General features: G+C 35.1%; 19 protein-coding genes and 2 pseudogenes. 11 read left to right on the top strand and 10 right to left on the bottom strand.

Features of this window, described 5'->3' with window-relative positions:
- The first annotated feature begins 53 nt into the window (after positions 1-53).
- Positions 54-623 carry a ComE operon protein 2 gene (locus MY533_RS15120; RefSeq protein WP_142508927.1) on the top strand — a complete coding sequence of 190 codons (570 nt, stop codon included), beginning with the start codon at positions 54-56 and terminating at the stop codon, positions 621-623.
- A 44-nt stretch (positions 624-667) separates the two neighbouring features.
- Positions 668-2,911 (top strand): DNA internalization-related competence protein ComEC/Rec2, encoded by a 2,244-nt coding sequence (locus MY533_RS15115; RefSeq protein ID WP_248716618.1) that lies wholly within the window; start codon positions 668-670, stop codon positions 2,909-2,911.
- Between the two features lie 33 nt (positions 2,912-2,944).
- Here the strand turns inward: MY533_RS15115 and MY533_RS15110 are convergent, their stop codons facing one another.
- Complete coding sequence (locus tag MY533_RS15110; protein ID WP_142508925.1) at positions 2,945-3,082, bottom strand: YqzM family protein; 138 nt, start codon at positions 3,080-3,082, stop codon at positions 2,945-2,947.
- Positions 3,083-3,247: 165 nt separating this feature from the next.
- Here MY533_RS15110 and holA point away from each other — a divergent pair, with 165 nt between their 5' ends.
- Entirely contained in the window at positions 3,248-4,258 is a 1,011-nt protein-coding gene (gene holA / locus MY533_RS15105; protein WP_248716617.1) for a DNA polymerase III subunit delta, read from the top strand.
- A 137-nt stretch (positions 4,259-4,395) separates the two neighbouring features.
- Here holA and rpsT read toward each other — a convergent pair whose 3' ends face one another.
- A complete protein-coding gene (gene rpsT / locus MY533_RS15100) occupies positions 4,396-4,644 on the bottom strand; it encodes a 30S ribosomal protein S20 (RefSeq protein WP_132356899.1) in 249 nt (82 codons plus the stop codon).
- A 162-nt stretch (positions 4,645-4,806) separates the two neighbouring features.
- Here rpsT and gpr point away from each other — a divergent pair, with 162 nt between their 5' ends.
- The 4 genes from gpr (at position 4,807) to lepA (ending at position 11,466) form a co-directional block, all read left to right on the top strand.
- A complete protein-coding gene (gene gpr, locus MY533_RS15095) occupies positions 4,807-5,823 on the top strand; it encodes a GPR endopeptidase (protein ID WP_248716616.1) in 1,017 nt (338 codons plus the stop codon).
- Positions 5,824-5,875: 52 nt separating this feature from the next.
- Positions 5,876-6,772, top strand: coding sequence for a stage II sporulation protein P (gene spoIIP, locus MY533_RS15090; protein WP_248716615.1), 897 nt, complete (start codon positions 5,876-5,878; stop codon positions 6,770-6,772).
- Between the two features lie 522 nt (positions 6,773-7,294).
- Complete coding sequence (locus MY533_RS15085; protein ID WP_248716614.1) at positions 7,295-9,181, top strand: acyltransferase family protein; 1,887 nt, start codon at positions 7,295-7,297, stop codon at positions 9,179-9,181.
- Positions 9,182-9,639: 458 nt separating this feature from the next.
- Positions 9,640-11,466 (top strand): translation elongation factor 4, encoded by a 1,827-nt coding sequence (lepA, locus tag MY533_RS15080; RefSeq protein WP_248716613.1) that lies wholly within the window; start codon positions 9,640-9,642, stop codon positions 11,464-11,466.
- Positions 11,467-11,567: 101 nt separating this feature from the next.
- Here the strand turns inward: lepA and MY533_RS22365 are convergent.
- The 5 genes and pseudogenes from MY533_RS22365 to MY533_RS15065 all read right to left on the bottom strand — a co-directional run.
- Positions 11,568-11,723: pseudogene (locus tag MY533_RS22365) on the bottom strand (tyrosine-type recombinase/integrase); the annotation flags it as partial.
- 12 nt (positions 11,724-11,735) lie between these two features.
- A complete protein-coding gene (locus tag MY533_RS15075; protein WP_248716612.1) occupies positions 11,736-12,278 on the bottom strand; it encodes a site-specific integrase in 543 nt (180 codons plus the stop codon).
- Positions 12,279-12,367: 89 nt separating this feature from the next.
- Positions 12,368-12,748 (bottom strand): N-terminal phage integrase SAM-like domain-containing protein, encoded by a 381-nt coding sequence (locus tag MY533_RS15070; protein ID WP_248716611.1) that lies wholly within the window; start codon positions 12,746-12,748, stop codon positions 12,368-12,370.
- A 194-nt stretch (positions 12,749-12,942) separates the two neighbouring features.
- Positions 12,943-13,094 (bottom strand): annotated as a pseudogene (locus MY533_RS22360) (ImmA/IrrE family metallo-endopeptidase); the annotation flags it as partial.
- Positions 13,095-13,499: 405 nt separating this feature from the next.
- Positions 13,500-13,646 carry a YjcZ family sporulation protein gene (locus MY533_RS15065; protein WP_132356888.1) on the bottom strand — a complete coding sequence of 49 codons (147 nt, stop codon included), beginning with the start codon at positions 13,644-13,646 and terminating at the stop codon, positions 13,500-13,502.
- Between the two features lie 528 nt (positions 13,647-14,174).
- On the opposite strand from MY533_RS15065, the gene MY533_RS15060 reads away from it, so the two are divergent.
- The 3 genes from MY533_RS15060 to MY533_RS15050 all read left to right on the top strand — a co-directional run bounded on the left by MY533_RS15060 (position 14,175) and on the right by MY533_RS15050 (position 15,533).
- On the top strand, positions 14,175-14,459 hold the full coding sequence (locus tag MY533_RS15060) for a hypothetical protein (protein WP_248716610.1): 285 nt from the start codon (positions 14,175-14,177) through the stop codon (positions 14,457-14,459).
- A gap of 124 nt (positions 14,460-14,583) precedes the next feature.
- Positions 14,584-14,721 (top strand): hypothetical protein, encoded by a 138-nt coding sequence (locus tag MY533_RS15055; RefSeq protein ID WP_248716609.1) that lies wholly within the window; start codon positions 14,584-14,586, stop codon positions 14,719-14,721.
- 254 nt (positions 14,722-14,975) lie between these two features.
- A complete protein-coding gene (locus MY533_RS15050; protein WP_248716608.1) occupies positions 14,976-15,533 on the top strand; it encodes a GNAT family N-acetyltransferase in 558 nt (185 codons plus the stop codon).
- Between the two features lie 460 nt (positions 15,534-15,993).
- Here MY533_RS15050 and MY533_RS15045 read toward each other — a convergent pair whose 3' ends face one another.
- Both MY533_RS15045 and MY533_RS15040 read right to left on the bottom strand, forming a co-directional pair.
- Complete coding sequence (locus MY533_RS15045; protein WP_248716607.1) at positions 15,994-16,587, bottom strand: DUF3862 domain-containing protein; 594 nt, start codon at positions 16,585-16,587, stop codon at positions 15,994-15,996.
- A gap of 165 nt (positions 16,588-16,752) precedes the next feature.
- On the bottom strand, positions 16,753-16,884 hold the full coding sequence (locus tag MY533_RS15040) for a helix-turn-helix domain-containing protein (protein WP_248716606.1): 132 nt from the start codon (positions 16,882-16,884) through the stop codon (positions 16,753-16,755).
- A 1,551-nt stretch (positions 16,885-18,435) separates the two neighbouring features.
- Between MY533_RS15040 and MY533_RS15035 the strand changes: the two genes are divergently transcribed.
- Complete coding sequence (locus MY533_RS15035; RefSeq protein WP_248716605.1) at positions 18,436-19,212, top strand: CsxC family protein; 777 nt, start codon at positions 18,436-18,438, stop codon at positions 19,210-19,212.
- 581 nt (positions 19,213-19,793) lie between these two features.
- Here MY533_RS15035 and MY533_RS15030 read toward each other — a convergent pair.
- Positions 19,794-20,699, bottom strand: a complete 906-nt coding sequence (locus tag MY533_RS15030; protein WP_248716604.1) for a LysR family transcriptional regulator — start codon at positions 20,697-20,699, stop codon at positions 19,794-19,796.
- Between the last annotated feature and the right edge of the window lie 126 nt (positions 20,700-20,825).

The raw sequence follows: 20,825 nt of genomic DNA, 5'->3' as shown, positions 1-20,825 counted from the left end.
TATAGTATAAAAAGAGCAAAACGAACAGCTTTTAAATTTATGGAGGTAGTCATATGGAGCGAATTACTTGGGATCAATTTTTCATGGCGCAAAGCCATTTACTTGCATTACGTAGTACATGTACAAGGCTTGCAGTAGGAGCAACTGTCGTTAGAGATAAACGCATTATAGCAGGTGGTTATAACGGTTCAATTACAGGTGATGAACATTGTATTGAAAAAGGCTGCTATGTTGTGGAAAACCATTGTGTGCGTACAGTGCATGCCGAGATGAATGCACTGCTACAATGTGCTAAATATGGTACGCCTACAAAAGGTGCAGACTTATATGTTACGCATTTCCCGTGTCTACCATGTACGAAATCTATTATTCAAGCAGGTATTGAACGAGTGTATTACGCTACTGATTATAAAAATAACCCTTATGCACAAGAATTATTTGAAAAAGCAGGTGTAGAGGTTGTACACGTTCCGTTTGATGAACGTAAAATTGACTTTTTAAGCGACGAAAAATTAGCCTTGTACATAGACATGCTAAACGAGCTTCGTGAGAGTGGTATGCCTGCAGAAAAATTGCTCCCATATGAACAGAAGGTGAGTGCATTATTTGGCAAAAAGCTTTAAAGCATAAATGGATTTACGTAGCACTAGCTGTACTTGTTGCTTCAATGGCGGCACACAAGTCAGCTTGGCTACTTACTATTCTTCTGCTTTTCGCGTTATGGCTTAAATGGAAAGGTGAAAGGCGTTTAATTTCAGCGCTTGTTATAGCCTTTGGATTTCTTTCTTATTTCTTCATCGTAACATTTCAACTGACGGAATCTTCCCCTCTACCGTCAACATTCTCCATAACTTGGTCGAGTGAATATAAAATAAATGGTCAAAAGCTTAGAGGCTTTGTTAAAACTGAAACAGGTGAGAAGCTGTATGTCGTCTATACATTTTCATCAGAAGAAGAGAAAAGCTTGTTTGAGATTACTTCATTGACAGGCAGGACCTATCTAGTTCAAGGAGAACTTGTAGCACCTCTTCCACCTGCGCACGCGTATGCGTTTTCTATGGAAAACTATTTAATTAGTAAAGGTGCCAGAGGAATATTTGAAGTGTCAAGATGGACCTTTATTGAAGAGAAAAAATCTATACGTTCGTTTCTTGCTAAACAGAGACACTTTATGAAAAAACATATTGAAACAACATTCCCTGATTCACTAGTTGCAGAGGGACAAGCACTTCTAATAGGATTACAGGATCAAGTGGATCATGAGCTTCAAAGAGCCTACCAAAAGCTTGGTATCACTCATATATTTGCTATCTCTGGTTTGCATGTGGCACTTGTCTCATGGTTGTTTTTTGAAGGCCTTCTACGAATAGGCGTACGGAAGGAAATGGCGACCTTAGTTTTACTCATCATCTTACCTATCTATGGGGTGATTGCGGGTGGTGCTCCTTCCGTATGGCGCGCAGTATCTGTTGTAGAATTAATCATGCTGATGCGTTTCGCTAGGTGGCAAATATCGATTGACGATGCCCTAGCAATTAGCTTTCTTTGCTTTGTCCTACTTGAACCCGGTGTCATTTTTCAGATTGGCTTTCAATTGTCCTATTTAGCGACGGTTAGTCTAGTTTATTCAGGTGTCATTTTAAGACGATCTACGAACTGGTTGATTCGTTCATTTTTTATAACATTTGTGTGCCAGCTACTTGTTTATCCATTATTACTCCATCATTTTTATGAAATTTCTATTTCTTCATTTTTAGCAAATATTATTTTTGTACCACTGTTTTCTTTTGTTATTTTGCCCTTCAATATTGCCATGTTTATAATAACGATTATTTCAATGCCAGTAGCAAAAGCTTTGTTTGCTGGATACGAGCCGGTCCGTATTTGGCTTACAAAGTTTATTTTATCTCTTCAGGAATTGCCGTTTCAGCTGTGGTCGCCTGGGAAGCCTGCTATATGGCTTATTTGCATAGCGTTGATCAGCGTATTAGCGGGATTCTATTTTATAGAGATAAAGCGTTATCGTAAATTTGTAATTGTCATTTTTATTCCTGCATTGTGTATTCATTTATTACCGATGTTGTTTAACGAAACGAAGCTGACATTTTTAAATGTTGGTCAAGGTGATTGTACAGTTATAGAATTACCGTTTAGAAGGGCTGTGTATGTTATTGATTCAGGCGGTTTACTACGCTTTGATCAGGAAGTATGGAAGACTTCAGAAAGCCCATATGAGGTTGGGAGACAAGTTGTTGTACCGTTTTTGAAAGGAAAAGGGATACGAGACATTGATATTTTTATCGCCACTCATGCAGATGCCGATCACGTAGAGGGAGCTGAAGAGATTTTGCAAGAGCTTACTATGCATGAAATTCATCTCACTCCCGGTTCGATGGATAAGCCTGTCATGCGGGATTTACTGATGAAAGCCAAAAAGCAAAAAGTTCCTGTGAAAGAAAAAATGCAGGGAGCTGCGTGGCGTATAGGAAAAACTAGTTTTTATTATTTATGGCCGCGTGACACCTTGTATGAGGGGAATGATGATTCAATTGTATTATATATGCAGCAGGGGTCATTTCGAGCGTTGTTAACAGGTGATTTAGAGGAACATGGGGAACAGGAGCTTATTCATCTTTATAACAAGCAATTAGCGAATATGACAGTGTTGAAGGCTGGACACCATGGCAGTAAAACATCGAGTATTGAGCCTTTTGTAGATCTACTACGACCTGAATTAACCATTTTCAGCGCGGGGCTCAATAACCGCTATCGTCATCCACATGCTGAGATAATGGAGCGTTTTACAAGTCGAAATTTAGCTACTTTAACAACTGGAATAGATGGGACGATTGAAGTAAGAATTCGTGGCAATAGTTGGTCTGTGCAAAAGGGAAAAGACCTTGTCCAATGAGCAAGGTCTTTTTCCTAAGTACATGACATTCAATTATTTAGAGGCTACTTCTACTACTATCGCGATGAGAAACATAAGTGCGAACATTCCGAAAGATACACCGAAGCCAACTCCTGAATCAGTTGCATCGTTACGGCGACATTGTATGTTTTTTCCTTCAAATGGATTCATTGTTATCCCTCCAATTCTGTTATTTATTATAAGACATCGTTTTCATAAAAGCTATATCGAAACGGAGAATTTACCATGTGGCAAAGAATCGACACAATTCAGTCAAAGTCACAAAGGAATTTCAAATCATGTATACTAGTAGTATTGCTAGATGGAGGGAAAATTATGATTTCAACGATTTGGAATAATATCAAAAAAGGAGAGCTCTCACCAGTGTATTTACTCGTTGGTGAGGAAGGCTATTTTATAGATGAAACAGTTAAACGATTGAAAGAAGCGATAGGACCCGAAGAAGAGATAGAGATGTCAACATTTGATTTGGAAGAAACGCCAGTGGATGCCGTTATGGATGAAGCTGATACAATTCCTTTTTTCTCTGAGCGAAAGCTGATCATTGCTAAAAACGCATCCTTTTTAAAGGCAACTGAAAAAGGAAAAGAAAAAATTGACCATGATATGAAGCGCTTAGAAACATGGCTTGCTAATCCTTCTGATTTTTCCGTAACAGTTTTTATCGCACCTTATGAAAAATTGGATGAACGTAAAAAAGTGACAAAGATGATGAAGGAGCATGCGTTATTAGTCCAAGCCGAAACGCCAAAAGAGCAGGACTTAGCTGTGTGGATACAAAGTAGAGTTAAAGCAGAGGGCAACAGCATTACACAAAATGCGATTGAGCAGCTTGTCGCAATGGTTGGATCGAATATGCTACAGTTGCAAATGGAAATTGAAAAGCTAACCCTTTATATCGGAGATGGCGGTGAGATAACTGCTACGCTAGTCGAGGATTTAGTGGCAAAAACGTTAGAGCAGGATGCCTTTAAAATGTTAAATGCTTATTTTGCAAACGATTCAGTAGGGGCATTGTCTATTTACCATGATTTATTACGTCAAAAGCAAGAGCCTATTATGCTTGTTGGTTTGCTAGCATCAAATGTACGTACGATGTCCAATGTGTTTTATTTATTAAAAAAGGGCTATCACCCACAGCAAATCGCAAAAAATTTAAAAATACATCCTTATCGGGTTAAGTTGATGGTTGAGCAGCGTAATCGTCCATCAGAGGAAAGCTTATTGAAGGCGTTATATCAGTTAGCAGAGGTCGATTTACAACTGAAATCAACAGGAGGCAATCGTGAGCGTTATTTAGAACTCTTTTTACTGCGGCAGCTTTAAGAATTGTGTAGTAAAATATATCTATTGATGAGCTGTCCGGAGCACTAGGGGCAGCTTGTTATCAAGATGTAATTAATTTTCTTGTAAATTAAAAAGATCAGCTACCCTTAATAGAGTAAACTGATCTTTTATAACAATTACGCTTTTTTAGCAAGGCGAGACTTTTTACGAGCCGCCGCGTTTTTGTGGATAAGTCCTTTTGAAGCTGCTTTATCTAAAGATTTGTAAGCTGCTTGTAAAAGTTCTTGTGCGTTTTCAGCTTTAGTAGCAACAGCGTTCTCAGCTTTTTTCACTGTAGTACGCATTGCAGATTTAGCTTGAGTGTTAGCAGCGTTAGCTTTTTCGTTAACTTTTACGCGTTTAATCGCAGATTTAATGTTTGGCATATGTTTCACCTCCTAAAATAGGTACGAGATGATATCTTCTCATTGATTTCTTGTGTCAATACAACAAAAATCATTTTAACAAACGCTAGGACAAATTGCAATAGATAAATGCAAAGAATATTTACTTGACAGTTTGAACAAACTACAGTTGAGGTGAACTGTATGCAAAATTTTAATTGGCAACGCACAGATTTGATCGATGAGTCTGAAGAGGTTGTTTTACATCGAACGAAAGAGCAAAAAGATAAACTTAAAGAGTCGAGTGGTATTCAAATTGAAGAACAGAGTGCCGGTCGGGTAAAAATCACTGATGTGCTCGTTGATGCAGAAGGTGAGAAGCAAATTGGGAAGAAGAAAGGGAAGTACATTACGCTTTCTGTTCCTACTTTGACGTTAGAAGATCAGGATGGCTTTGAGCAGCTTGAAAAAGAATTGCTTGTGAATTTTAAAAAAATGCATGAATCCATGTCATGGAAAGAAGATGACAAAATTTTAATTATTGGTTTAGGGAATCGGACAATTACACCAGATGCTATAGGACCGTATCTTATTGATCATTTGCATAGTTTAGATGTAATAGATGAAAAATTCGTCATGTATGCGCCTGGTGTAACGGGGCAAACAGGATACGAGACTGGTGAATTTGTAGCTGCATTGGCAGAGCGTCTTAAACCAAAATTAATTATTGTTGTAGACGCACTTGCAACGAGAGCTAGTGATCGCTTATGTAAAACCATTCAATTAACGGATACAGGGATACACCCTGGATCAGGTGTAGGAAATCACCGTAAGGAAATTTCATATGAGATGCTTGGCATTCCTGTTACCGCAATTGGTATTCCAACAGTAGTTGATGCACCTGTATTAATTGCGGATGCTGTAGAAGTAATGCTACGTTCTATAGCTGCACGAGTGGCAGAGCGGAGTAAACCTTCATCAAAATTGTCATTGTCGTCTTGGCAACCTGATATAACTAAAGAACTAGATATGTCTTTAGTACAGCCGATTTTTGGCGAATGGGCTACATGGTCTAAAGAAGAGCGTCAGCAATTATTTGCTGAGACTTTCGCAGGCTCGCATACACAGCTGATGGTTACGCCAAAGGAAGCTGATTATTGGGTAGATAAGTATGCAAAACTCGTGTCATCTATGCTTATGAAATGGGCTAATAATCTATAATTTTTTTCGTTCTAAAAGACACATCCCCTCCATACGATAAGGGGAGGAGGGTGTGACTTTGCTAAAAAAACTACAGTGGTCATTTGGTTTATTATTGTTCTTCTTCGTATTACCTGTCATTGCTGGGCAACTTCCGTTCAACAAGCAAGCATCGACTCCGATTAAAGAACCAGAGGATAAACAAGTCGTGTATGCCGCTACTAATTTAGCTGAACAAAGTGCACTGGAGCAGACAAAAGAGGAAACAAAAGAAGCAACAAAAGAAGCTTCAAAAGAAGCAACAAAAGATCAAACACAAGCTCAAACAAAAAAACCATTTAAAGTATTGTTATTATTTACGCATTCACAAGAATCATATCAACCAATAGTGAAAGCCGCTAGCGGGAAAGCCGCCGTTTATGATGAAAAAACGAATATTTATCAATTAAAAGATACTATTTCTAAGCATTTTAGTACGAATGGAATACAAACCGACGTTTTAGATGTGGATGTTATGAAGGAACTAAAACTTAAGGGGAAAACTTTTCCGTACTCTTACAACTTTGTACGGCCTTATTTAGCAAAACGTTTAGAAGAGCAATCGTACGATTTAGTTATTGATTTGCATCGAGATTCTGCCAAGAGAGATGCGACAACTTTAACATATAACAATGAGTCCTATGCACGGATTGCGATTGTTATTGGTGCAGAGCATAAGAATTATAGATGGAATACTGCTTATGCAGAAAGTCTATCTGCTGCCATGAATGGAATTGTGCCAAAAATTTCTAGAGGTGTTATATCAAAAAGTGGTGACAATGTAGATGGACGTTATAATCAAGATTTAACAAAAGAAATGATATTAATCGAACTAGGTGGAATTGATAATACAGAAGTAGAATTGAATCGTACGATTGCTGTAATTGGAAAAGCTATATCAAAATCCTTCATTACAGGAAAACAAGAATAACTAATTTGGAATTGGCGAAAAGCGGCTTTTTTTACAGTCTTCTTTTTGCCAATTTTTTATTGAGACGTTGCACTTAATTACATTTTGGACAAAGTAGATTTTTTAGCAAAAATACCAGGAATTTATTTAAGAAAAAATAGTAATTAAACCTTTTCATTATTCATTTCTTGCCTTATAATTTTCGAGTCAGCACATAAAGATTTGACGATGAGTTGTAAAAGTGAAGAAGCATATGCAATAGGCGAAATACGCTTTTAAAGCATCTACCATTTTGGAGATGCTTTTTTGATGGATAAAATATGAATAAGATTAACCTTCATTTTAAAAGAATGAAGGACAACTATACATATGAAGTTAATTTAATGTTGTTTATGTGATAAAAAAGTAAACTTTTATAAATACTCACCCGTCATTTATATAAGTGAATGCACCGAATCAGTAGTTAAAAGGGGACGATATTGACTTAATATTAATTTTCACACTATAAATTTGTAGATTATCGGAAGAAGAGGAAGGAATTTTATGTCAGGCAAGACAGTCAATCATCGTTATATCCCTGGAATAGATGGGATTCGAGCTTTAGCAGTACTAGCTGTGATAGCTTATCATTTTAACTTCAAATGGGCCAGTGGAGGGTTCCTAGGAGTTGATATCTTTTTTGTTTTATCGGGTTACTTAATAACTTCTACTATTTTACCTTTAAAAGGAAATCGATTAAAAGTAGGGCTAGGTGAATTTTGGATTGGACGATTTAGACGCCTACTACCTGCTGCGTATGTAATGATTATAACTTCATTCGCTTGGGCTACCTTATTTCATAAGGAACTTCTCCATACACTGCGCGGAGATGCAATATCCTCTATTTTTTATTCAAGTAATTGGTGGTTCATTTTTCATAAGCTCTCGTATTTTGATAGTTTTGGATCCCCTTCACCTATAAAAAATTTATGGTCTTTAGCAATTGAAGAACAATTTTATCTTATTTGGCCAATTCTGTTAATGCTAGGACTTTATCTTGTGAAAAAACAGAGTAAATTAGCCATTTTTATCTTTAGCGGTGCATTATGTTCGGCTGTGTTAATGGGTATACTGTATGAGCCAGGAGCTGATCCTAGTCGTATATATTACGGGACAGATACACGTTCCTTTGAATTACTTATAGGATGCTGGCTAGCTCTCGTTTGGCCGATGAAAAGACTATCTTCTCAAAAACTATCTACTGACCATGTCAATAAACTAAATGCTATAAGTTTGGTTGCTTTTAGTATTTTCATATTAAGTATTATTTTTGTAAATGAATATCAAACTTTCTTATATAGAGGGGGCATGTTCCTATTTTGTTTGAATGCAGCTATATTAATAGCGTGTGTTTGTCATCCAATTAGCATTTTAGGAAAATTACTTTCTTTGAAGCCTCTACGTTGGATCGGTTCAAGATCATATGGAATTTATCTATGGCATTATCCAATTATGGTGTTGGGTACTCCAGTTCACGAAATAGGTAATCCTGCATACTGGCGAGTTGCTTTACAGCTAGTACTTATCTTGATCATTGCAGAAATATCGTATCGTTTTATTGAAATGCCAATAAGGAAAGAAGGATTCCGCTCCTATTATCGACAATATCTTGTAGTGAATAAAGATAAATGGGGCAGCTTTTCGTTTACTAGAAAAATTTCTACTGTGCTTGTTTCTCTATTTCTTCTAGTATTTTTTACTGGAATGACAGGCGTTATAGGAAAAGAACAAACGGAATCTAAAGAATCTAAGCCAACAGAAATTAAAATAAATGGTGAAGAGCAACCTTCTAAGCATAATGATGAAAAAGAAACAACGGAAAGTAATTCATCGAATGTTGAGCATGAAAAAACTGAAACTAGCCCTCAAGCGGACAAAGAAGAACCAAAGCAAGAAGAAAATGATACAACCGCTAATTCAAATGAATCCTATAATGGTATATTAGCTATTGGAGATTCTTTAATGATAGATATTGCTACTAGCTTACATAATATCTATCCTAACATTACAATTGATGCAAAAATTGGTCGTCAAGTTTCACAAGCTGTCCAACTGGCACCAAATTATGCGAGTTTTAATGAGTCAAATAAAGCGGTTATTATTCAGCTTGGCACAAATGGTTTCTTTACGAATGATCAGATCGATTCACTACTTAACGCTTTCTCCAATGCCGATATTTATTTAGTGAATACTCGAGTACCTCGCTCATGGGAAAGTAATGTAAACTCTACATTACAACAAAAAGCTCAAGAGCATGATAATATTACATTGATTGATTGGCATTCGGTTGCTATCAATCACCCAGAATATTTTGCGCCAGACGGTGTGCATTTAGAACAAAAAGGTGTTAAAACGTTAACAAACCTTATTCAACAAACAATAAATATTTAACTTCTTTCAGCGGGTGTCCAAACATCTGTACCTGTCGCTATGCTTTAGGTATAAAAGTATCCGCTGAAATAGAGGAACTCAGCCTAGGACGCCATGTCCTGTAGCAATTTATCTGTAGCAAAAGCGAAGCGTCAGCGGCAATGTTTTCTGCGCGAAAGCGAAGCGTCAGCGGCAATATTTTCTGCGCGAAAGCGAAGCGTCAGCGGCAATTATGCCGAGGCCAAATTGATTTTAGTAATAGCCAGTGTGCACCATTTCTAGGTGTAGCTGGCTATTTTTTATGAAAGGTATCGGAAATTATTTTTAGCAACTTATTATCTTTTTTGCATTGTTTTGCAGAGGAAACGGCACACTATTTAGAATAACCATTGATTTAACAGCATTTATGCTGTTCTGTTGTTGTGGTTTGTATAAGGTTCATAGTATAATTCATTATAGTTTAATTAGGAGTGGAAAAGATGAACCGAGAAGCACGTTTAAAAAGACAAGAGAATATACGAAATTTCTCTATTATTGCACATATTGACCACGGGAAATCAACGCTAGCTGACCGTATTTTAGAGCAAACGAAATCACTAACATCTCGTGAAATGAAAGCACAGCTACTCGACTCAATGGATTTAGAGCGTGAGCGAGGCATTACGATTAAATTAAATGCAGTCCAATTAAAGTATGAAGCTAAAGATGGTGAAGTGTATATTTTCCATTTAATCGACACACCAGGACACGTCGATTTCACATATGAAGTATCACGTAGTTTAGCTGCTTGTGAGGGTGCAATTTTAGTTGTCGATGCAGCACAAGGTATTGAAGCACAAACACTAGCAAATGTATACTTAGCGCTTGATAACGATCTAGAAATTTTACCTGTTATCAATAAAATTGATTTACCAGCAGCGGATCCAGAACGTGTACGTCAAGAAGTTGAAGACGTAATCGGGTTAGATGCTTCTGAAGCGGTTTTAGCTTCCGCTAAAGCCGGTATCGGGATTGAAGATATTTTAGAACAAATTGTAGAAAAAGTGCCTGCACCAACTGGTGACCCAGATGCACCGTTACAAGCCCTTATTTTTGACTCTGTTTACGATGCTTACAAAGGTGTTATTATTTCCATTCGAATCATGAATGGTACAGTAAAACCTGGCGATAAAATTCGTATGATGGCTACTGGAGCAGAATTTGAAGTTATTGAAGTTGGTATACACACACCGAAAGTTGTACCACAAGCTGAATTAACTGTCGGTGACGTAGGTTATTTAACAGCGTCTATTAAAAATGTAGGTGATACTCGTGTGGGGGATACAGTTACATTTGCGAATCGCCCAGCAGATAAGCCATTAGCAGGTTATCGTCGTTTAAATCCAATGGTGTACTGCGGACTATATCCAATCGATACAGCGAAATATAATGACTTACGTGAAGCGTTAGAAAAATTAGAGCTTAATGACTCTGCACTTCAATATGAGCCAGAGACATCACAAGCATTAGGATTTGGTTTCCGCTGTGGCTTCTTAGGACTTTTACACATGGAAATCATTCAAGAGCGTATTGAGCGTGAGTTTAACATCGATCTAATCACAACAGCGCCTTCTGTAATTTACAATGTTCAAATGACGGATGGCTCTACAGTGAAGGTTGACAACCCTTCATTTATGCCGGATCCTCAAAAAATTGATCATGTGGAAGAACCATATGTAAAAGCTACAATTATGGTACCAAACGATTATGTAGGAGCTGTTATGGAGCTTTGTCAATTAAAGCGCGGTAATTTTATGACAATGGATTATATTGACACAACACGTGTCAGCATTATTTATGAAATGCCGTTATCAGAAATCGTTTATGACTTCTTTGATTATTTAAAATCAAATACGAAGGGCTATGCTTCATTTGACTATGAACTCATTGGTTATCAGACTTCAAAACTAGTGAAGATGGATATCTTATTAAATGGTGAGCAAGTCGATGCACTAAGCTTCATCGTACACCGTGACTTTGCATACGAGCGCGGTAAAGTCATCGTTGAAAAATTAAAAGAATTAATCCCACGTCAACAATTTGAAGTGCCAATTCAAGCAGCAGTGGGCCAAAAAATTGTGGCACGCTCAACAATTAAAGCTATGCGTAAAAACGTATTAGCGAAATGTTACGGTGGGGATATTTCTCGTAAACGAAAACTTCTTGATAAACAAAAAGAAGGTAAAAAACGTATGAAACAAGTAGGTTCAGTCGAAGTACCACAAGAAGCATTCATGGCTGTTCTGAAGATGGATGATTCGAAGTAACGTTGATATAACAGCGTTTATTAGGATTTGAATTTAATTTTTATATCAATAGGGTGGAAGTTGCCACCGATTTGCCACCGCTTTTAAATTGTGCCAACAATTTATAAATCTTTTGCGATGGAATTAAAAATAACGGCAGCATCTCTTGCCATCTTTTGAATTAAATGGACATAGCGGTCTTCAGTAGTTGCTGATCTGCTGTGTCCTAATCTTTTTTGAACAGTTTTTATAGGTTGTCCACTTTCAATCAACATTGTTGTGTGTGTATGTCATAATGAATGATAGTTGAAATCGATACCTAATTTATTTTTAATTAACTCTCTTGTTTGATACTTTATAATAGCAGGAGTGTAATGTTCTCCATTTCTCTTTTTGCAAACAAAATCATGTTCTAGGTCTTGAAGATAAAATTCACCGTACTTTAATCGATTTTCGATTTGTTTCTTTTTTGCTTTCTTCAATATCTCCATTAAGGTTTTACCAACTGGAATAGTTCGATAACCTGATTTAGATTTTGGTGGACCTACAACCCACCTAAAATATTCTTTACCATTTTCATCTGTAAATTTTTTATTTATTAGTTGCTGTTCAATTTCTATTACCATTTCATCAAAATTTATATGTTTCCACTCAAGACCGCATAATTCTCCAACTCGAACATCACAATGAAAACCAATATGAAAAGGTAAGAAGAATGGATGATCTTCATTTATTCTCTCATTCATTAGTCTTAAATTCTCTTTCGATTGAATTTTTAAATTATCTCTCGTAGGTTTGCGATCTTTATCTTTTAGTAACTCAACATACTGCATTGGATTTTCATTAATATACTTATATGGATAAACAGCTTGTTTTAGTGATTTGTTTAATATTGCTTGTATTATGCTAACTGTTTGTCGAGCTAGTCCTTCTCGTACTTCAAATTCATAAATTGTTGTAAAACATGTGGTGTGAGTGATTTTAATTTATACTTACCAATGTGTGGTGTAATGTGATTTTTAATTGTTATTCGATAGTTTTCTTGAGTATTTGGCTTTAACCTTAATTGTACATATTCAATTTGCAAAAACATTAAAAAATCATGAAGTGTCATTTCAGATGGTTTGAATACAGTACCTGCATTTTCATATTCTAATATTTTTCTTCTCAAAACAGATTCTACTTCTGTTTTAGTTTGAGCACCTTCAGCTTTACGCTTAATTTTTTTTCGTTTACTATCAACCAAACCTAATTCAAAATAGTAATACCAATTGTTTCCACGTTTACGAACTCCACCTTGCATTTCCTTTCTCCTTTCTTATTTCGCTTTTCTGTCAACCTCACATAATTATTACCACCTTAAATGAGAATAAATGTTCTGTTTTGTGTTAAAATTTTTTACCATCTATACTTTTTAAAGATAATAGTTCGACTGGAACACCATTTTTTTAATTGCATCATAGATGGTAAAACATGAATCATTATCTTGCTCCAAAATAGTTCGTCAGGTAAAAGCAATTCAACAGCAAATGTATTGGCCTCTATTTCTAATTATCTGTAGAAAAAAGAGTATGTTTTTTCAGAAAAGAAGTATTGGTATTTGGATGTTGAATAGCATGTCCTAATTCATGGCCACAAATAAAAAACTGAGGAGCTTTATCTCGGAGGTGTAAGTCCCGAAGATATGCGAATGATTGATATTGCAAGAAAAGAATTGTAGATACAGTGCGGTAGAAAGAAGTAGGAGAAATGAAAATAGGCGGGATAGCGCAGTGCAGGCGATGCAATGCAACAGGTTGCTATCCCAAAATAAAAAAAGAGCCATCTCCTTAAAAAGAAATGGTTAAAAAGTAATCATTGGATCAATACATTAAAGTATCAAGCCAACGCTTTAACAAAACTATAACTATGTTGTAATCATAGTTTTGTATAGTTGAAACCTGGAAATTTAAAACGTTGCGTGATCAGACGCTACAGTAAACTAATGAACAATATGAATAAAGAAACTATAAAAGGGTCACCAGGTTAGTATGGAGACCCTTAAATTGGAAATGTTAATATCCAGTATTCAAGAAAGTAGCGCCGACAATAATTAGAAGTATAAATAGAACAACAATTAAGGCAAATGCAGAGCCACTACCATATCCGCCACCAGAGTTGCCGCAATTAATGCCACCAACATTTCCACCATAGTATCCCATAAGACACACCTCCTTTCTATAATATAGAATATGTTGGCTGCATTGAAGGAGTATGGTTGTTAGACTATTCAGCTATGGGCATTAAAAAATATATTTTTGTGTGATAAGACCATAAAAAAAGGGCCACTTGGGATGGAGTGACCCTTAGTTGAAAGGATAGGATGTGTAAGGCTAAATTAGCTTTACCTTACTATTATTATGATGTGATAGCTATGTTTGTATAGTGAAATGCCTGTGAAATAGATTTAAAAATAAAAGTACAGTTTTAAATAAATATAAAACAAGGTAGGTGCTGCACATGCCTACGACATCGCAGTGAAATACAGAAATGGCACACATCAATTGTGGAGGGCATATGAGCAAACTATCAAGACACGATATACAAAAACTTGAAGATTACTGGATTAATACAAGCATGAGAGGCTACTAAATTGGTAGTCTCCTTTTATATCAAAATTAATTATATTACAGACAGTCATTTCCATTTCCATTATAATTGGTAGAACAAAAATGAAAGGAGGTAATATATTGAAACAACATAAAGAGTTTTATCCAATCATTTTAACTTTAGTGTTGTTCTTAGTTGCATTATTTATTTTCTTTGTATTTAGGTCTCCAAATATAAATTTATGGATTCCAATTTTCTTATATGTTTTGATAGACATTGGGTTTATTGTGTCGTTAATTTTAGGGGTTAAATCTAAAAATATAACTGTAAAGGTGTTCAGTATTCTTTCAAACATTACATTTATGATACCGTTATCAATATTTATCTATCTGTTACTGTTGGCAAATGGAATTTCTGAACGATAGAGAATCAAAATCAAGGAAGTCGTTATCCAAGTCACGTTAATATAAGCGTTGCTTTTTATTATTCCTATAATGATAATATATACCGTTTAACCTATGATAGATAGGTAGATTGGAGGTGATGATAATGCAAGGAATCAGTAGAGAAGGTTTAACATTATTAAGAGTAAAAGCTTTTTCAAGAGATAATCCAAAAAAAGAGCTAAGTTTAACGATAGATGATTCAGATTATGTTAAAACGCTTGAAAGTCAAGGATATATATAAATTACGACAATTGAAGTTTCGGATGAACAAAAAGAAAAAGTAAAAATAGAACTAACAGATAAAGGTAAACAAGTTGATACCATTCTTTAATTCGAAAAGTCACATCTAACAGGTGTGGCTTGGCAACTTTATTAGTAATTGTATAAACTTCATTTTAGTCTTACTTTTATTCCTATTTAAATTAATTTGACCTTCATACAATGTTAAGGTTCATAATGGTATGCGTATCAATTTGAAATAAAAGGAGAGTTATTATGAATATGGAGTTCAATTTTGAAGATTTCCCTAAATTGCAAACGGATCGCTTTATCCTACGAAAAGGAATAGTTGATGATTCCCAGGATATTTTTATGCTTTATTCTGATGAAAATGTAGTTAAGTATATTCCATTAACATTATTTACTTCAGTAGAAGATGCAATAAATGAAATAAATTGGTATGATAAAATTTTCAAAGAACAGACAGGTTTAAGATGGGTAATCGAAGAAACTAAAACCAAAAAAGTGATTGGAACATGTGGTTATTTGAATTATGAACATGAACATAACCGAATAGAGATTGGATATGATTTAAAACCTGAATATTGGGGAAAGGGTATTATGCAAGAGGCTTTAAGTAGCATAATCCATTTTGCCTTTACGTCAATGGGAATTAATAAGATAGAGGCAAAAGTAGAACCAGAAAATATATCATCTATAAGATTGTTGGAGAAATTAAATTTTTGTCAAGAAGGTGTTTTGAGACAACATGAATTTGAGAACGGGAAGTATATTGATCTTGCCATATTGTCAATTTTGAAAAGTGAATATTAGAAGATTTTGAAGAAGTCACGCTCTAAATGAGTTGTGGCTTTTTATTATGCCTTGAAGACTATATCAAACAGCCATACAAATAATGATGGACTAGTTAACCGGCTTAATAAGTATCTCAGGAACATTAGATACCGAAGAAGACTGGCATGTACTAGTAACCTGATAGGGCGGAGTTTGATGCAGTCTTGAAGTTATAAGAAAGGATGATTGGGTGGATAAAGAAACAGTTTTAAAACCATTAGAACGATTAATCACTTTACTATCTAATACCGAATATGAATCAGAAGCATTGGAAGTTAAAAAAGAAATAGAATCTATCTTGCTTTTTTCTATCCAAAGCCCGCAAAATTTATTGTTTCTGCTATTGTATCCATGCTATCGCTACTTGCGGAATTATGCGAAATTCTTCTATTAGTACATATAAAAAAGCTACTCATAACGAGCAGCTTTTACAAAAATTTTATTCTAATCCCATTTGTGTTTTATTCAATAATTTACCATCTTGAAGAGTGATAGAAATGCTAGATAATGTTTTTTCACCATTATAGGTATATATTTTGAAATTACCCGATTCAGAAATTAAATCACCCTCACCACCGAGAATTTCAAAAACTTGAGCTTCAGTCATACCATTTTCAAGTTTATTAAATTGGTCAATTGTTATTTTTACATCAGATGAACCCATACCTATTTGAGTTTTATTGATTAATTTATTGCCTTGGAATGTCATATTGGCAGTCGAGAAAGACCCGTCTGTTTCAAATTCATATATAACCGTATGATTTGAATCACCATCTGTTCCTATTTCAGAAATTACTTTTCCTTTTGATCCTACAATATTAAATACTTCTTCATACGTCATGCCTTCTTTAATTTGCTTAAATTTTTCTTCAGTTAATTTGCCAGATGAAGTTTCCTCTTTAGCAGCAGGTGCAGTTGTCTCTTGTTTTGTAGAATCCACTTTAGACTTTTCATCCTTTGTAGAATCGTTTGAACAACCAGCTAATCCTAAACTTAATACTAATGCTGCACTAAAAATTAGTTTTTTCTTCAATTTAAAATACCTCCCCTATATTTCTATTTTAGGAAATTAATTGTCAAAAGTACATAAAAAAATACAGACAACTAATATTAGTTATCTGTTACTTAAAACTTGCGTCCACCTTCTAAAAAAACGAAATGAGCTTCATATTTTGATCTAATGCGTTCGCGATCTCCTCTAATTCATTTCACTAAAATTATCTTTCTTTCGTTTATTAGAAATATTGGATTGGGAAGTACCTAACTTTTCAGCTAATTTAGTAACCGTTACATTTCTTTCAACCATTAACAATTTAATGTTCTTTACCATGCTCATGTCTCTTACACCACATCATTAATAATTGTTAACACTATTAAATTCATAAATTCACTTTTTGCTGAATTGGAAAGTGAGGTGAAAACGATGGCATTTGAATACTTATACAACAACCGACATGGATTCAAATGTTGATGACCACGTGGCAACACACTACTACAATTTCACTGATCAGAGCGTGCCGTCGTTTTAAAACTTGCTAGTCTTCATTGGAATACACGGAGGCTTGTTATGTAAAAGCTGCAACAATTGGAGACCAGTACAAAGACAGTTTACCGTGTTATTTCAAAATTAGTCGAGTTAGGCATCATTGAAAAAACGGCATTAAAGGCGAATAACACTATTAAATACGTCTTAGGTTTTCTTTTGATTGATTTTTAATTCTTCACGAGATACTAGTTGTTTTGAATACATTAAACCTATTAAAGAGGAAGAAGTGAATGAGGCGATGGAAAATAATGGCGCGGAAAAAGGTGGAAACGATGCACCAACATATCTAATGGTGAACGCACCTTTCAAAAAACAAAAATATGACCGGATAAGCTTATTTTAAGATAACAGTCATGAGCACATGAAAGATTTTTTGTTCAGTAAAAGGGGGGATTTTCCGTTTATGTATACTATTTATCTAGCTTGTTGGATATATTTCTTAGAATTTCATTTTGTTCCTTCTGCAAGCTGTTTTGTTCCTCCAGTAAGCTAATGAACTTATTTAAAAACCAAATTCCAAAGGCGAATGGAGCAAGAAAAAACAATAATGACATAATTCTTACAAACCTCCTTTTGGTAATTGTACCACAAAAATCAAGAGTTTTAGAAACGGGTGAATCAATCGTGGCAGAAAGATATTACCCATTTGAAAACAGGTATTAAGATGACTCAAAACTTTAAAATATGAATTTAAGTGATGGTGCTAAAATGCTAGCTGCTAATAATGCCAAAAAAGCGATTATGTATTATTTCACCGGTTATAAGGATGATATACAAACAGATGATATTTGTAGACATAGTGAAATCAACTAAAAGAGTTAGTTGACGCTGACTTTGAAAAAAAACATAAAATTTATGATGAGGATAGAAAAGGAAGTATTGGGCAAGGTTATTAGATTTTGTTAACGGATGTTTTGAGAGTAAACTGATTGTATTGGTAAACCAAACTACTGAACGCTATGAAATATAAGATTTGGAGGATCGTTATGAGATTACATTGATTTAAGACTGGGCTTTTGTATGTCCTTCATCCAAAAACCTAAGTGTGGTATAAACACGGTTCTAGCATTTCCGTACACTAAAATCTCTCTTCGTAATATTGCTTCTGCTTTTGACTATTATTTTCTTGAAAAATCCTCAGTCAAAAAAGGTAACTAAACATAAAACTAGATTAACTATGGTGAGTATCTAGCATTTTAATGTACATTCTAAAAAATCCCTTTTTTAAAATAAGAAAAACTAGTATACACGTCTATACATAGAATTAATCGCTACATATTCTAGCAATATAGTGAGCGCTCACTAATACTAAAAAAATGAAAAGAGGGAATTTTTTTGAGTGATCCATTAGATTTTCAAGTTAATCAAGTCGAACCTTGTCCAGTAACATCAACAGAACAAATTCCATTAACTACTGAAGTTACTCCAATAGTCGCTACACCGTTAGTGACGCCAACTGTTAAAGTTCCGGTTGTACTTGCAGAACCAACGCTTCAAATTGCTGTGGAGGCGGATATTACGCTTACTCCTGCTGCAACTGAAATCAAAAGAGTGAAAAAAAATGTATTCCTAAATCAAGTGAAACTAGTGCCTGTTGCTTTTGCACGTATTGGCACTACTGACTTTTTTGCGGTAACAAGAGCTAAATTATTTGTAGCAGGACATATTCGCAAAAATATAGAATATGCTACAGCAGCATGTAACGCGGCACTCCAAGATAGAATTGCCGATGTTCCGTTTTCAGGTTTTACAGACCTTACGTTCCCACAAACACTTGGAGGCCCAACTCCGATTTTAGGAATTTCTGAGTTTGCCGAAGCGAACTTCCTTAATGAAACTACGCAAATGGATGCTCGATTGGATAAAGCATTCTTCCAAAATCTAGTTAAATACAATGAACAACCATTTGGCGAGTTAGTAGCTGCAAACTTCTTTGAACTTGATTTTTCACCAGTTATGGCAACACCAGAAGGCACTTTCGACACATTACGTGAAAAAATCGTGCTAGAGCTTACAGTAAAAGTACTGCAAGTTCAACAAATTCGTCTTGGAGCAGGCACTAGTGTTATAACTCCTGTTCTTACAGGGCTTACTCCTCCAGTTAGTCCATAATAATTTCTAGTTTATAGAGGAGCAGAACATATAAAAAACGCAGTTAAACAGCAACAAAATGCAATCAAAAAAACAACCCTGTAAATCAAATGGGTATAATAAAAATCATATATTTGAGTTGGCGGTTGAAAATCCGGCTGGACCTGATTTTCAACTGCCTTTTTGTCATTTAATAGCGAGGATGTATTAGCTGGTGTGTAATTTAGGAAGGCTGGAGGGTTGCAAAAGGGCATCTTTCAACAGTTTTCCGAAAAAACTTACAGAACAAACAATAAAAAGATTTCTTCATCAGAAACTACCATTCATACACAACAATGTTGATTGAAAGTGGACAACCTATAAAAACTGTCCAAAAAAGATAGGACACAGCAGATCAGCAACTACTGAAAACCGCTACGTCCATTTGCTGCAGATATGTTTGATTCCATTGCAAAAGATTTGTAAATTGCTAGCATGATTTTAAAACAATGGTAATCACCACCACTAGAAAAGAAGTCAAATAAGCTCATTGTCTTATTTTTGACTTCGCAATATATATAAGTAACGTGTGAGTATTAAAAATTTGAAATGATTTATTTGCGTCATTCTACATGTGAAAAATTTAAACTGTATTCCCTCTTAAAAGTTTCAATAAATTTAACAGCACTTTTTGAAATGTAACGATCCTTCAACCAGATAACGGCCGAATCTGATTGAATACGAAGTTCTTCAAGCTCCAATATTTTCAGACCATTCATAGAAAATGAACGTAAGACAGACCTTGGAAGTAAAGAAGCACCGACACCTTCTCTTACTAGGGACATTATCATATCAGCGTCTGAACATTGACAGACAATATTTGGTTCATAGTGATATTTTCTACAAGCTTCTATAACCAGTTCGTATTGACCAACACCCTTTAAACGTTGTAGCAACATTAGGGGCATTCTTGAAAGTTCTTCTAGTCTTATTGTATTTTCATAATTCCACGTTTCAGGGATAACAGCTACAAAATGGTCTGGAGGTAATGGCAGTGAAGATAAGTCATCAGATTCTGATTCAAAAGGTAAGCGGACTATCGCAACCTCAATATGCCTATTCCTTAAATCTTGTAATAATCGATAAGTATCTCCTTCGTATAAACGAAATGTAACGTTTGAATACTTTTCTCGGAAAAAACGAATGCGTTCAGGTAGGTAAGAAAAGCATGTTTTTACAGATCCAATTGATAAAGTACCCTTAAGACCTTCTCCTACTTCTTTCACTTCCATAATTGTTTCATCAATCTGACTTAAAAGATTGGTAGCTCTTTTATACAAAACTTTTCCTGCTGCTGTTAGTTCTATATTTTTTCCATTTCGTATGATCAAACGAGTACTAAGTTCTTCCTCCAACGCTTTTAGCTGTTGACTAAGGGGGGGTTGGGCCATATGTAATTTCTTTGCTGCTCTAGTGATTTGCCCTTCTTCAACAATAGTGTTAAAGTATCGCAATTGTCTTATATCCATGAAACTCCTCCTTAGAAAGCATATTTATTTTATATACGTTACAAACATTTTAAATATTTTAAATATTTCAAACTTAATGATACATTATTTTTGAAAACGATTCCATGAAAAGGTAGAAAAGGAGAA

It is taken from the genome of Lysinibacillus sp. Ag94, assembly GCF_023242215.1.
GTDB lineage: Bacteria > Bacillota > Bacilli > Bacillales_A > Planococcaceae > Lysinibacillus.
Note: the sequence above shows the minus strand (reverse complement) of the source record. Positions and strands in the feature narration are given on the sequence as shown.